Origin of the sequence: Streptomyces sp. A0642, assembly GCF_004795105.1 — a bacterium.
In the GTDB taxonomy this organism is placed as follows: domain Bacteria; phylum Actinomycetota; class Actinomycetes; order Streptomycetales; family Streptomycetaceae; genus Streptomyces.
On the sequence record NZ_SSBL01000051.1, the window covers coordinates 1 to 13,147 of the forward strand.

General features: G+C 69.8%; 15 protein-coding genes. 8 read left to right on the forward strand and 7 right to left on the reverse strand.

Annotated elements, in window-relative coordinates:
* Window positions 1-278: 278 nt before the first annotated feature.
* From E6R60_RS36005 to E6R60_RS36035, 7 genes are all read right to left on the reverse strand, one after another.
* The gene (locus E6R60_RS36005; RefSeq protein ID WP_136330949.1) at window positions 279-575 is read right to left on the reverse strand and encodes a hypothetical protein; all 297 of its coding nucleotides are present in this window, start codon (window positions 573-575) and stop codon (window positions 279-281) included.
* Window positions 568-861 carry a hypothetical protein gene (locus tag E6R60_RS36010; protein WP_136330950.1) on the reverse strand — a complete coding sequence of 98 codons (294 nt, stop codon included), beginning with the start codon at window positions 859-861 and terminating at the stop codon, window positions 568-570. Before E6R60_RS36010 ends, E6R60_RS36005 begins: the two co-directional genes overlap by 8 nt.
* Entirely contained in the window at window positions 858-1,334 is a 477-nt protein-coding gene (locus E6R60_RS36015; protein WP_136330951.1) for a hypothetical protein, read from the reverse strand. Before E6R60_RS36015 ends, E6R60_RS36010 begins: the two co-directional genes overlap by 4 nt.
* A gap of 22 nt (window positions 1,335-1,356) precedes the next feature.
* Entirely contained in the window at window positions 1,357-2,751 is a 1,395-nt protein-coding gene (gene dnaB, locus E6R60_RS36020; RefSeq protein ID WP_136330952.1) for a replicative DNA helicase, read from the reverse strand.
* Window positions 2,752-2,837: 86 nt separating this feature from the next.
* Window positions 2,838-4,127, reverse strand: a complete 1,290-nt coding sequence (locus tag E6R60_RS36025) for a hypothetical protein (protein ID WP_136330953.1) — start codon at window positions 4,125-4,127, stop codon at window positions 2,838-2,840.
* A gap of 581 nt (window positions 4,128-4,708) precedes the next feature.
* Window positions 4,709-5,296 (reverse strand): GNAT family N-acetyltransferase, encoded by a 588-nt coding sequence (locus tag E6R60_RS36030; RefSeq protein ID WP_136330954.1) that lies wholly within the window; start codon window positions 5,294-5,296, stop codon window positions 4,709-4,711.
* Complete coding sequence (locus E6R60_RS36035; RefSeq protein ID WP_136330955.1) at window positions 5,293-6,093, reverse strand: GntR family transcriptional regulator; 801 nt, start codon at window positions 6,091-6,093, stop codon at window positions 5,293-5,295. The genes E6R60_RS36030 and E6R60_RS36035 overlap by 4 nt, the downstream gene beginning before the upstream one ends.
* Window positions 6,094-6,588: 495 nt before the next feature.
* Between E6R60_RS36035 and E6R60_RS36040 the strand changes: the two genes are divergently transcribed.
* From E6R60_RS36040 to E6R60_RS36080, 8 genes are all read left to right on the forward strand, one after another.
* A complete protein-coding gene (locus tag E6R60_RS36040) occupies window positions 6,589-6,975 on the forward strand; it encodes a hypothetical protein (RefSeq protein WP_136330956.1) in 387 nt (128 codons plus the stop codon).
* Entirely contained in the window at window positions 6,972-7,097 is a 126-nt protein-coding gene (locus E6R60_RS37890; RefSeq protein ID WP_276614118.1) for a hypothetical protein, read from the forward strand. Before E6R60_RS36040 ends, E6R60_RS37890 begins: the two co-directional genes overlap by 4 nt.
* Window positions 7,094-7,507: a hypothetical protein gene (locus E6R60_RS36045; RefSeq protein WP_136330957.1), complete on the forward strand. Its 414-nt coding sequence runs from the start codon at window positions 7,094-7,096 to the stop codon at window positions 7,505-7,507. The genes E6R60_RS37890 and E6R60_RS36045 overlap by 4 nt, the downstream gene beginning before the upstream one ends.
* A 62-nt stretch (window positions 7,508-7,569) precedes the next feature.
* A complete protein-coding gene (locus E6R60_RS36050; RefSeq protein ID WP_136330958.1) occupies window positions 7,570-9,345 on the forward strand; it encodes a hypothetical protein in 1,776 nt (591 codons plus the stop codon).
* A gap of 61 nt (window positions 9,346-9,406) precedes the next feature.
* On the forward strand, window positions 9,407-9,853 hold the full coding sequence (locus E6R60_RS36055; protein WP_136330959.1) for a hypothetical protein: 447 nt from the start codon (window positions 9,407-9,409) through the stop codon (window positions 9,851-9,853).
* Window positions 9,853-10,074: a hypothetical protein gene (locus tag E6R60_RS36060; RefSeq protein WP_136330960.1), complete on the forward strand. Its 222-nt coding sequence runs from the start codon at window positions 9,853-9,855 to the stop codon at window positions 10,072-10,074. The genes E6R60_RS36055 and E6R60_RS36060 overlap by 1 nt, the downstream gene beginning before the upstream one ends.
* A gap of 395 nt (window positions 10,075-10,469) precedes the next feature.
* Window positions 10,470-12,743: a hypothetical protein gene (locus tag E6R60_RS36925; RefSeq protein WP_168713748.1), complete on the forward strand. Its 2,274-nt coding sequence runs from the start codon at window positions 10,470-10,472 to the stop codon at window positions 12,741-12,743.
* Between the two features lie 5 nt (window positions 12,744-12,748).
* On the forward strand, window positions 12,749-13,147 hold a 399-nt coding region (locus E6R60_RS36080; protein WP_136330963.1), incomplete at its 3' end, for a hypothetical protein.

The following is a 13,147-nucleotide window of genomic DNA, read 5'->3' on the forward strand; positions in this document are numbered from 1 at the left end:
TGACGACGGCGCCCCCTCCCCTCTGTGGAGGGTCCAGGGGTGTGGGGGCGGAGCCCCCGCGATGCTTGAGCCCGCACCCCCCGACCCCACCCCCACCACCAACTCACCTCTTAAGAGGGGAGAACGGGGCGGCGGCCGGGCGACGGCCGGGTGCACGAGGCACGGTGCGGAACGGAGAGGAGCACCGTTCCTCGAGCACCGCCCCCGCCGGCGTCGCCGCCATGAACGCCGAAGGGCCCGGCGAGACGGGTGTCTCGCCGGGCCCCGGGTCGGGCTCGTCAGTAAAGCTGGATGCGGGTGAGGACGATGTGCGGCGGGTCGGCATCGGCGACGATGACGTACTCGGCGATGCCGAGCGAGCCGTACGCGCCAAGCGGCATGCGCCGCTGCTGCGGCCACCGCGGTGACGCCGTGGCGCCGGGCACCTCGCCCCGCGTCTCGTTGATCAGCACCGTGGCGGCCACGATCGCGACGAAGACGTCACCGGGCAGAGCCGCGTCCATGAGGAGTTCGGTGACCTCCTCGGAGAGCACGCAGGGCAGGCCCGATGGCTCCTCGTCGTACGGCTCACTCAACGGGCAGGCCCGCTTCGCGGCGGCGGCGGACGGCGTCGGCCACCGAGGTGATCGGCAGCGTGCCGTCGATCGCGGCCGCGACGAGCAGGTCGCCGTTGGGGTCGGTGTCGAGCATCGCCTCGCACCACCAGTGCCGCAGGACGCCTCCGGCTTCCTCGGGCGCGGCGGCCAGCAGCTCGCGGTAGAACTCCATGCGCCGCGGCCCGTCCAGCGCGGCCGCGATGCCGTCGGCGTTGCGCGGCACCCGCTGCTCCGGCTCGTGCGGGTGGATCGGCTGTGCGGTCATCGCGTGCCCCTCTCGGTCTGCTCTGAGTCTGCCCGCTCGCGGCGGCCGCCGTCGACCTGCTGCGCGGGAACCGTTCCGGCCCGCGCCGTCTCCCGCTCGGACTGCCGGGCGATCTCCGTACTGGCGACCAAGTCGGCCAGCGCGCCGGCCAGCCGGAGAATCGGGCCCGCGTCCGGGTGGCCGATCGACGTCACGGCCACGACTTCGCGCACCTGGCTGAACGCGCTGTGAACGCTGAACGCGCCCGGGTCATGGGTGCAGACCTTGAAGGTGCCCCGGTCCTGCTGCCCCATCTCGCGGCGGACCTGCTCCAGCCGGGGCACGTCGACCGTCGGCCGTCCCGCCTCGCGCTGGGCCTTGATGACGGTGTCCAAGATGCTCCGCATCGCGGGGTAGACACCGTTCCAGCGAGCCGCGATACGCTGGGCCTGTGTCTCGGTGACGAACTTGCTTCGCACATCGGTGGCGATCATGTCGGATACCTCTTTCCGCAGGTCAGAAGCCGGTTGCCATGTCACGGGCGCGGGCGTAGTGCCCCTGGAAGGCGACGGTGACGGTACCCGTCGGCCCCTGCCTGTTCTTGCCGATGATCAAGTCCATCTCCCCCGCCCGCTCGTGCTCCTTCTCGTACGCGTCGGGCCGGTGCAGCAGGATCACCGCGTTGGCATCGGCCTCGATCGAGCCGGACTCACGAAGGTCGGCCATCATCGGCTTCTTGTCCTCGCGCTTCTCGACCTCCCTGTTGAGCTGGGCCGCCGCGATGATGATGACGCCGAACTCGCCACCCAGCTCCTTGAGCCCGCGCGAGACCTCGTCCACCTCCCCCGTGCGGTTCTGTCCGCTCTTGCCGGACCCCTTCATGATCTGGAGGTAGTCCACGCACAGGACCGCGGGGAGCTTGTTCTGCCCCTGGAGCCAGCGCAGCCGCGAGCGCAGCTGAACGATGGAGGCGGCCGGTCCGTCGTCCACGACCAGCGGCGCCTGCCCGATGCGCATGGCGGCCTCGTGGATGCGCTGTCGGTCGTCGCCCTCGTAGTCGCGGTTCTTGATCCGGTTGAGCGGGACGCGCGCCTCGGCCGCCATCAGCCGCTCCATCAGCTGCGGGCGGCTCATCTCCATAGACGACATCAGCACGGTGAGCCGGTGTTTGATCGCCACATGCCGGGCGATGTCGAGCAGCACCACGGACTTGCCGATCGCCGGGCGGGCGGCGACGACCACCAGGTCGCCGGGTTCCATCGGGAGGATGGCTTCCAGGTCGATGTACGGCAGCGGCAACCGAGAGGGCGGCGGCGCGTCCATGCTGACGAGGTACTCCTCCAGCATGTCGTCCACCCACTGCACCCGCTCCAGACCGGCGCCGGCGGAGAGCTTCGTCGCCGCCTGCATCTCCGCCTGGGCCGCGTCCACGATGTCGGACACCTCGCCCTCGGCGGCGTAGCCCATCTGCACGATCTTCGTGCCCGCCTCGACCAGCCGCCGCAGCTTGGCCCGGTCGACCACGATCTCGGCGTAATACTGGGCGTTCGCCGCCGTCGGCACCGTCTGCACCAACGTGTGCAGGTAGGCGGCGCCGCCGATCCGCTCGATGTCCCCGGCCTTGAGCAGGTAGGCCCCGACCGTGATCGGGTCGACCGGCTCACCCTTGCCGTACATGTCCATGATCGCGTCGTGGATCGTGCCGTGCGCGGGGCGGTAATAGGCCGAACTGTTGATGCCGGTCTCGTTGACCTCGCCGATGGCGTCCTTCGACAGCAGCATGCCGCCGAGCGCGCACTGCTCCGCGTTGAGGTCCTGCGGAGGAAGGCGCTCGAAGGACTGCGCCGGCGCCTCATCGAACAGCGAGCCGCCGCCGTCCTCGATCCCGTCGTGCTGCGTGGGTACGCTCATGAGTGAATCCCTTCTGATCTGGGTGATTCGGTCGGCGGCAGGGGCCTTACCAGGGGTTCCCCTGCCGCCGTCGTGCTGTGGGGGTCTTAGGCCAGCACCGGCGTCTTGGCGTTGCTGGGGTGGCTCGGGTGGCACTCGCACTTGACCAGCCGACCGTTGTCCGCCTCGCGGAGCCGGTGGCCGGGCTGCACGGGCTCGATGCCGTCGTTGCACTGCCCGCACCAGTCCGGCAGCGCCGGGCGCTGGCCGGGCAGCGAGGACTTCGGCAGGACAAAGCGCTCCAGGTGGCGCTCCAGGCTGAACCAGTTCTCACGGCTGCCCATGTCGGCGGCCGCGGCGACCAGATAGTCCACGTCCACGCCCTCGGCCAGCAGCCGCGAGGCGTCGCGGAGCATCGCACCCCGGGCGCGGGCCGGAACTGCGTGACCGTGAGTTTGGCGAGCAGTAATCCAGGCCTCTGCCACCCGCACGTCGTCGTGGGTGTCGGCCCCTTCGGCACCAGCCGCAGGGGCGGTGTCGTTCTCCGGCGAAGCCGAATCCTCCTCTCCTCCCGTCACCGGCTCAGCCGGTACGACGGGTACCGATGGGGCACCCGGGACAGGAGAGGGAGAGGCTTCTTTGAGAGAGCTTCTTAGGGGGTGATCATTTCCGCTGGTCAGAGACAGATCCGTTCCAGAATTCTGGTCTGGCGTTCCAGTTTTCTGGTCTGGCGTTCCAGTTTTCTGGAATGAGGGGGCCTCGTCGGCCGTGACCTGCGGCGTTCCAGTTTTCTGGAACGGCCTGCCCTGAGCGTCCACCAACCGCACCCGAGTGACGACGCGACCGTTCGGCGCGGTCTCGTTCTCGGTGATGTGAGTGGGCGGTGCCGGCGGGTTCTCCCGCCAGTCCGGCCTGTACGCGTCCAACTTGTCCCACGCGTTGCGCCACCCGGTGTGGACGGCGTCGGGGGGCAGGTCATTGACGGTGAAGCCGCGGGAGATCCCCTTGGCGGCCCGTTCCTTGCCCTTGAGCTGGGTGATGCCCTCCAGCTCCAGCACGTCCTTCGGGACGACCAGGTCGAGCTTCTCCAGCGTCTTGAGGACGTCGTACATCGCCGAGATGCTCATGGGCTTGTCGTTCGGGCCGGGCAGCAGCCAGCACAGCTGGTCGATGGTCATGCGCCTCATGCCGGTCCACCGCTGGCGGTTTGCTTCGGCAATCATCGAGCGCAGCATGTTGTAGAGCCGGTACGCGGTGTGCGTCATCCCCGGCATCAGCATCACGTAGTCGCGGACCTGCGTGTACGACCAGTAGTCCGTGATCGTGCCGGAGAACGCGAACACCTCGCTGCCGTCCGGCTCGGCGGCGGCCGCCAGTGCCTTCTGCGGGCGTTTCACCGGGCCACCACCTTGGTGGCCCGTGCGGTGGAGACCGTAGCGAGCGCGACCGAACGAATCGGTGCTGCGACGCTGCGTGTCGTCGGGCGGGTGTGGAACATGGTGCGAATCTCCCCTACGGGTGGTTTGGGGAGCCGCAGACCGGCAGGTGACGGAAAAGAGACGTTGACCTGGGGCACGCTGCTGCGTGCTGGTCCCTGAGCGTTCTATCCTGTGCGTGGTGACCTCGGGCCTGTGGGAAGGCTCGGGCCCCGGCGTCATCGCCGACCTACGACTCAAGCTGTGGAGGCGGGAGTCGATTTAGATGGCCGTTCTGCTGGCAGGCAGGACGGCCATCGGCGTTTCACGGGGAGGGGCCAGCAGGGCGGATCGCCCTGGTGCGGCGGGAAGTGTGTACGTGGCATCCAGCGATCTTGCCTCGCACCCGTGCCCACGGTGAACGCGTTTTCCGCGAACCGTGACGGGGCTGTAGCGGACGGCGCGTTGCCATCGACACCTGGAGGCTGTCGGGCAGGGCGGCCGTACGCGGGGCGAGCGTCATGTCGTGCCTCGTTTCCGTGGGCTTCACCGCGCGCACGCGGTTACTCGGATGCGGTGCCATCATGCCTTCTCCCGCTCGGCGATCGCATCGAAGGGGACGTCAGCCGGTGTGTCGTCCCATCAGATGACCGGAGAGCGGCAGGCCGCTGTGCCGCCCAGCCGGAAACCACCTCCGGGTTATCGGCGGTCCGTACGTGAGTGAAGCCGTGTTCGAGGTAGTAGGCCTGGAGCCGCGAGTTCGTACTCCAGGCGTCAAGCCGGAGCCACTTGGCCCCCTGCTGGACGGCCTGTTCGCCCGCCCAGTCGAGGAGCGACCCACCGAGGCCGGTGCCGGCGTAAGCGCGATCTACGGCCAGCTTATGCACGTACAGCGCGGGCTCCGAGATCTCTTCGGGGGTCCACAGGCGGACGTCGGCGTCGCGATCGACAGTGATGGTGGCCGCTGCGTCCACGTGGGACTCCTCGCGGACGATGAAGACCTCGCCGCGACGGATCGAACGGAGGATGTGTTCAGCGGGGAAGGGCTTAGCCCACTGGTCGGTGCCGCGAGTCCTCAGCCAGGCGGAGGCGTCGGTGCGGAACTTGATCAGCCGTGGGAGGTCGGCCTCCTCAGCGAGAGTGATGATCACGGGTTCCCCCACGGGATGCGCGGAGCGTTCTCTCCGGCCTCGCGGTGAGTCTCGAAGACGATCACATGCCGGTCGCCCGGGATCAGGTTCACCGTGACCTGGATCGGCTTGCCTTCACTGTCGAAAGTGGTCGACAGGTGCTCAGCGACGGGGACGCCTGCTCCCAGCTGGAGACGCTGCACCTCGTCCGGCATCGGCATCCGGAGGTAGAACTCGTGGAAGCCGTAGACCAACTCGTGACCCAGCTCGCCCAACACTGCGTTCGTGCCGCGCGCAACATCACCCGGATGCATGAAGTCGGTTCCCTGGACGAGCGAGAGACGCACGTACGAGTCGTTGAGGTTGTACGCCACGTCATCGAGCTTGCGTACTCGCCGGCGGGCAGCAACAAGCTCGCCGGGTGCAAGGTCGAGACGTTCACGGATCGCGTGGGTGGGCTCCACGATGGAGACCTCGATCTCCTGTGACGGCGTCCGGCCGTCCTCCTCCTGGACGAGGTTCGTGAAGATGTCGATCTCCGGCGGCTTCTGCTTCAGCTCCGCCTGGGGTCGGTAGACGAGACGCTTGCGCTGAATGACGAAGTAGCCCTTCGGGCGGCGAGCCTCGATCAGGCCTTCGTGTACGAGCACGCCCAAGCCCTGACGGATGGTCTGGCGGGAACGGACGCCGTGCAGCTCGCCGTACTTCTCCAGCAGTTCAGCTTCGGTAGGGACCTGGGAACCAGGCGGGAACGTGCCGTCGGAAATCTGACGACGCAGATCATCAGCGATCTGTTGGTAGACGGGCGTGGGCTTCATGCCGTCATGTCTACAGCCCTCCGGCGTGCATTGTCCAGTCAATGTATGCGGACTGGTTGATGTGCTTGACGTAGCTCGCGCTGAGTGTCAGAGTCGTCCTCGCAACGCATTGTCTGGTCAATGTAAACGGACCGGATGATCTATGACGCATGAATGATGCGCGCTGCTACGCCGCATAGCGGTTCGGAACCACCGTTCATTGACGGAAGGCCGGTGCAGGAGCGTCTGTCTACTTGAGAACTCAACAGCGTGCCAAAGATGAGCAATTGGGCTGGGATTCGCCGGGCCTCCTCTTCACGGAGGAGCGCCCGGCGGCATTCCCACCAAGGTCATGAAAGGGCGTGCCCGACAGGTTCGGGCTCTCCAGAGAAGTAGGGGTTCGAGTCCCCGCTCGCCTACCGCGCCGTCCCCCGTACGGCGCGACCCCCGACACGGCGCTAGAGACGCCATATGTGCCGGGGGTCCACGGATCCACCAGCAAAGGAACTGATCCGCATGACCATCATGCCTGCCGACATGCCCCTCTCGTCCACCGGGATCGCCGAGGACGTCCAGGAAGCTGTCAACGAGGTCTTCCCCCTCTTCGAGTCGGTCCAGAAGCTGGCCCGCCTCGGCGTGAGCGTCGCCTTCGAGGTGGCGCCCTCGCGCATCGTCGCCACGATCCGGGTCGCCGCGAACGCGACGCAGGTCCTGCCGGCGCTGCTGGAGGAGATCGACGACGCCCGCCCGGGCCAGCTGCCCGACGGCAAGCTCGTCGTCACCGGCTCGATGTGCCAGGGCACGGTCACGCTGCGGGTGCTGATCCCGCAGGAGTGGGTGACCGCCCAGGAGCTGGCCGTGCTGACCGGCACGGCCCTCGCCGACCCCTCCAACCTCCTGTGACCCCCGAGGAAGCGGCGGAGCTGGCCCGCAGGGTCGCGGAGGCCAACCGCCAGTCCGAGCACCAGTCCGGCAAGAACGGATTCGTCGCCCTGAACTGGGGCGGAGAGGCGGTCCTCGCGTGAACGCCCTGCTCAGCAAGCCGAAGAAGGCTCTCAAGCACTTCCACCGGCAGCACGGGCCGATGGACGACTGGTCCGGCGACGACTTCGAGCACCTGCTGGACCTGCTCGTCGTCGCGAACACCCCCGGGCCGGTGGCCCGGGCCCGCCTGCGGCTGACGCTGCTGATGTGGACCGGAGCAGCGATGCCGGTCTACGTCATCAGGGAGCTGCTGTGGGGGGCGCAGAGCAAGGTCTCGGGCCGGATCGAGGCGGCCATGGCCTGGCTGGACGACCGGTGCTCGACCGTCGCGTCCACGTGCAGGCGGTCCGGTGACGACGCGCTGATCGAGCGCATCGGCCGGACCTTCGACCTGGTCTCGAACCTCGCCAACTCCGTTGGCAAGAAGGCCGCTCGCCTCGTACGGGGCTGACGGACCGCACACCCTGGTGGCCGCCCGAATCCGGGCGGCCACCCGCATGAAAGGAGGCCGGTGTGGCGGCCCGTACAGCCACCCGCAAGAAGGCAGCGCCCCGTCGCCCGGTCAAGGCGGCGGCCGCGACGCCGAAACCCGACCCGGGAGCAGAGGCCGCGACCTTGGCCGCTGATCTCCGCGACCGTGCCGCCGACGTGATCGACGGCGCTCGGTGGGACGGGGCTCAGGAAGCGGCGGCGCTGATCCAGGCCGCCGAGGACACAGCCCGGAGGATCCGCAGCACGGCGGCCGCCGACGCCAGGCGCGTCCTGGTGGAAGCGGCCGACGGAGCCGGGGAGCGGCTGCGCAGGGCCGAGGGCGACGCGGACGCGGTCCGCGGCAGTGCTCGGAACGATGCGCAGACGATCCTCGATCAGGCCCGGATCGACGCAGAGCGGCAGACCGACGAGGTCATGGCCGACGCGGCAGATCAGGCGAGACGCCTCCTCGCCGACGCCGAGAAGCAGGTGAGCGAAGTGCTCGCCGAGGCGGAGGAGAGGGCGAACGCCCTGGTGGACCTGCGCCGAACCTCGGCGGAAGCCGCCTACCGCACGGCCCTGGACGACGCCGCGCGCATCGTCGGTGAAGCCCAGGACCACGCGGTGGAGATCAAAACGGCCCGGTCGGCCCTCGACTCGGAGCTGGAGCTGACCCGCCGGTCGGCCCGGCTCGACCTGGACGAGGAGCTGACCGAACGCCGGGCGGCGATCGACGCCGAACTGGCGGCGCGGCGCACGGAGGTCGACGCGGCCCGAGCGGAGATCGAAGCCGAGTTCCGCAAGCTCGGCGAACAGCATGAGCGGGAGCGGCAGACACAGCGGGACCGGCTCGCGGCCGAGTTCGAGGACCTGCGCGAGCAGGCCGAGAAGGATGCCCGGGCCGCGGCCGGCGGAATCCGCAAGGAAGCCGAGGACCGGCTCGCGGACGCGAACCGGGAGTTGGCAGCCGCCCAAGCGGCTCGGCGTATCGCCGAGAAGCACGCAGCGAGCCTCAAGCACAAGCAGAACTGGGCGGAGATCGTCAAGCAGGGCAGCATCTGGGTCGCGCTCGCGGCCGTGATCGTCCTGACGGCCAGCGGCGAGTGGGCGTTCGCCCGGATGGTCGGGCTGGGCGACACCCCGATAGGAGACGCGGGATGGGCACTCCCGCTCGGTCTCGACGTCTACGCCGTTACGGCATTCCGCATGCGGAAGGACGTGCCCTACGCGCTCGGGCTGATGGCCGCCACCAACATCACGTACCACGTGGCCGACATGACGGGCACGGGCGTGACGGTGGGCACCGACGGCGAGAAGCACCCGAGCGTGTACCTGATCATCGTCGCCGTGCTCGTGGTGGTGGCCATCGTCTGGCGGGTCCACCGTCTGCTGGAGGACGACCACGAGTCGTCGCCGGACAGCGGTAAGCGGGCCTCCGCCGGTACCGGTGCCGATGTCGGTGGCGGCGGTACTCCGGCCCCCACCGGTACCGGTAAGCCGCGTCCTACCGGTACTGCTACCGGTAGCGGTAACCCCCGTTCTACCGGTACCGGTAATCCGCGTCCTACCGGTACCGCTACCGGTACCGGTAACCCGGGTTCTACCGGTACCGGTAAGCCCGGCTCTACCGGTACCGGTAGGCGCACCGGTAAGGGCGACAAGGCCGGTACCCCGAGTGCCGAGCAGCGCACCCGCGTACGGGCCCGCGCTGCCGAGTTGATCGCGGCGGGCGAGACCCCGTCACCTACCGCTCTCGCCGCCGAGTTCGGCGGCGTGGATCCCGAGTGGGTCCGTAACCAGATCCGCGCCGTCCGCTGATGCGGCACGGCGGTAGATGCGGGCCGCGCCCGCTCCACCTCTCTCCCCCGAAAGGACGCTCATGAGCGCCGACAAGTGGACCCCTGACCACCTCATGGATCCCGAGACCCGCGCGATCCACCTGGAGCAGCGCCGGGCGCAGCTCCTGCCCATCGTTGACGACCTGCGCCGCCTGGCCCGCGAGATGGAGGCGGAGCTGAAGGAGATGGAGTCCATCGAGGGCGACTTCCCCGGTCAGGCCGCGCTCCGGGCCTGGCGCGTCGGCAAGCCGCTGTTCAAGGCCGCCAACGACATCGACCAGGCGATCGTTGACCTGGTCAGCTTCAACGCCCGGTACCAGAAGGCGTACGAGGAGCTGCCGGTGCGCCGAGACGAGAGGCGGCAGCGGAAGGAACTGGCCAAGGCCGGGCAGTCCCCGGCGATCGAGGCGGGCCCCGCCGGCGCGGTTCCGGCGCAGAAGAAGCAGGAGTTCGAGGACGTCTTCGACGGACTGCGGAAGGGCGCCTGATGGCGGTGCAGACGAAGGCCGAGCGCCGGGCCCTGAACCAGCGGGCGCACTTCGAGCAGCGCCAGGCCGAGCGGGCCGCACGCGGTCCGCGCGGCCTGGCCGAGTCGTGGATGGAGCGGGCCCGCGCCATCGCCGCGACCCGGGAGAAGAACGGCGACGAGGACGTATGGAACGACCTCGCCCGGACCGTCTCCACCTGGGTCTCCCGTTACGAAGCGTGACCGCCGGGTCAATCAATCCACCGGTCAATCCAGGCAGTGACCGCCTCGCCCTCGCGTAATGCGGAGGCGCGGGCACACGGGCGCTCGGGCGCTCGGGCGCGTGCGCGCGTACGCGAGGCGGTCACTGTCTGTCAACCCCTTTCCGGGAGAATTTCATGAGCAACAGCACCAACAACGGCGGCGGTGGCGGCGGTCAGGTGATCCCGCTGCGCCCCTCCGGGACGGTGGCACCGCCCCCTCCCCCGCCGCCCCCACCCCCTCCTCCGCCTGTGGCGCCCCCGCCGCCGTCGGCCCCTCCCGCCTCCGCGGCTTCCGGTGCGAACCCTGCACCGTCACCCACGGGGGCGGGCCCGTCTCACCCGACGCTGACCCTCCCCCCTCCGGCGATTCCGCCGGTGCCCGTCCCCGCCCTCCCCGGTAGCGCGTCGCCGCAGGTTCCGGCCACCCTCCAGTCCGGAGGCGTCGCGCCTGCCGGGGGCTCGGGCCGGGGCGCGATGGTCCTCGCCATCGGCACCGCGGTCGCTGCGCTGCGCGGCATGACCGGCTGGCTGGCTGACCGCCGCCAGCAGTTCCAGGACGCGGCCCCGGTACGGCAAGCGGCCGTGAAGGCGAAGGCCGAGAAGATCAAGGCCAGGGCCGAGCACGAGGCGGCCCTGGCGCAGATCGGCGGCGACGCCGAGAAGGCCCGCGCCAAGGGTCGCCTCAAGTCCCTGACCGACACCGGCGCCAAGGGCGGCGGGTCCAAGGGAGGGGGCGGCGGCTCCTCCGGTGGCAAGGGCGGCGGCACTGGAGGCGGGCGCGGTACGAAGTCCAGCTCGGGTCTCGGCTCTACCGGCTCCGGCAAGGGCAGCTCGGGCAAGGGCGGGTCTGCTGGGAGCGGTAAGTCGTCCACCGGCAGCGGGTCGACCGGGGCCGGGAAGCCGTCGGCAGGCACCGGGTCGACGGGGACCGGCGGCAAGTCCGGTGCCGGCGGGAAGGGCAGCTCAGGCAAGAGCGATTCGTCCGGCAGCGGCAAGCCCGGGAGTGGCAAGCCCGGTTCGGCGAACGGCTCCACCGGAGGCGGCAAGGGCAAGGACGGTTCGGGCAAGGGCAAGGACGGCTCCGGCAAGGGCATCAAGAGCCCTGGCGGGGGCAAGTCGCCAAGCTCCAGCGCGTCCAGTCCGGCGATGGAACGGGCCCGCGGCCGCCAGGAACGGGCCGCGGCCCGGCGGGGCGCGACTGACCAGCGCAAGGCCGACCGGCAGGCGGCACGGCTGGAGCACCGGGCCAAGGACCGGGATGCCGCCCGGGAGCGCCAAGGGCGCAGTCTGGACGGCGAGCAGGAGGTGAAGGACAAGATCCGTGACCGTCGGATCAAGGCGGCGGCCAGGGCCGAGGACAAGGCGGCCCGGGCCAAGGCGAAGGAGAAGAAGGCCAAGGACAAGGCCAAGGCCGAGGCCAGGCAGCAGAAGAAGGCCGAGGCCGCCGCCCGCACGACGCTGGGTCAGGTCGTGATGGAACGGGCCAAGCAGCGGCTGGAGAAGCGGCGCAACAGCCCGCCGTCGCCCGTGCTGTCCAGGGCGAAGAAGAAGGCTGCTCCGGCCGGGCCGAAGGTCAGCCTGACGAAGGCTCCGAAGACCTCCTCGCCGAAGGTCAGTCTCAAGAAGGGCCCGAAACCTCCACCGACGCCCGGGCCCGTGCCTCCGACGGCTCCGCCGGCCACGCCGCCGACGCCGCCGAAGATCAGCCTGACGAAGGCGCCGAAGACGTCCACGTCGACCCCGCCACCGCCGCCCAAGCCGACGACACCGCCGCCCGGGCCGACGAGCGCCGTCCCGCCCAAGCCGACGACACCGCCGCCCGGGCCGACGAGCGCCGTCCCGCCCAAGCCGACGACACCGCCGCCCGGGCCGACGAGCGCCGTCCCGCCCAAGCCGAAGAAGCCCCCGAAAGTCCCGAAGTTCGGACGCAAGAGCAAGAAGGGGCAGCCTCCGCCCGGGCCTCCTGGGGACCGTCCGGGATCCCGCTCGCGCGGTAACCGCAGTCAGCAGCCACCACCCCGGCCGACACCGCAGGCGGACGGTGCGTGGCTGCGGCCGCCGCCCGGGATGAGCGCCACGTACTCGGTGACGCTGACCCGGCTGGACAAGGAACCCAAGCCGACGCCCCGACCGAAGCCGAAGGCTCTAACCGGCGGGTGCTTCCCCTCCGGATCCGGAGGAGCAGCAGCGCCCCCGCCGACCGGCGGGGTGCCAGGACCACGGAAAGGGGCACCCCCCATGGGATCGCCTGCACCTGTACGCGACACCCAGTTCACCGACTCCGACCTCACGGTCTACGACGTCATCGAAGCGGACGCGGACCAGGCCGAGGAGATCATGGCGGGCGCTGAGCACGCCCTGCTCGTCGCCGACCGGTGCGACCGCCTGGCCGGTGCGATCGAGGAGATGCGCGCCGAGCTGATCGCCAAGTCCGTGCCCGGCGTATTCGTCGGCTGGTGCAACCGGCTGATCGAGCGGGCCGGGGTCGTGGCGTCCAAGGCACAGGCGGTCGCCGGGGGCCTGCCCCGGGCCGCCGAAGCCATCTCCCACGCCGGGCAGCTCGCCGCGGACTTCGACAAGCCTGCCGCCGACAAGGTCCGCGACATGGGCCACACCGCACCCGCCGACGCCTCGTACCACAAGGAGTAGCCGCCATGGGAATGGATCTCGCCCGGATCGGATCGAAGGTCGTGGAGCTGGTCTCCGACGGCATCACGTACACGGTCGCCACCGCCAAGCTGGGCATGGCCTCGATCGCCATGTTCGCGCTGAGCGAGGCGGTGCGCGGCGCGTACAACTACGTCGAGGACTGCGCCCGGTCGGTCGACATGCTCGCCGATACCGCATCCACCCTGTGGGTGGAGGGCGACGTGGTCAATGCCCACCGCGATGCGGCCGGAGTAATGCGTGGCGTTCTCGCGGACGCGGAATCGCTCGCCAACGAGGCCGAGGAAATGGCCGCGGACTTCAAGTCGGCGAAGGAAGGCCACGAGGCCGATTACGGGCCCGTGGCCGAGCTGATGGCGGGCAAAGAAACCGACCGCACCTACTAC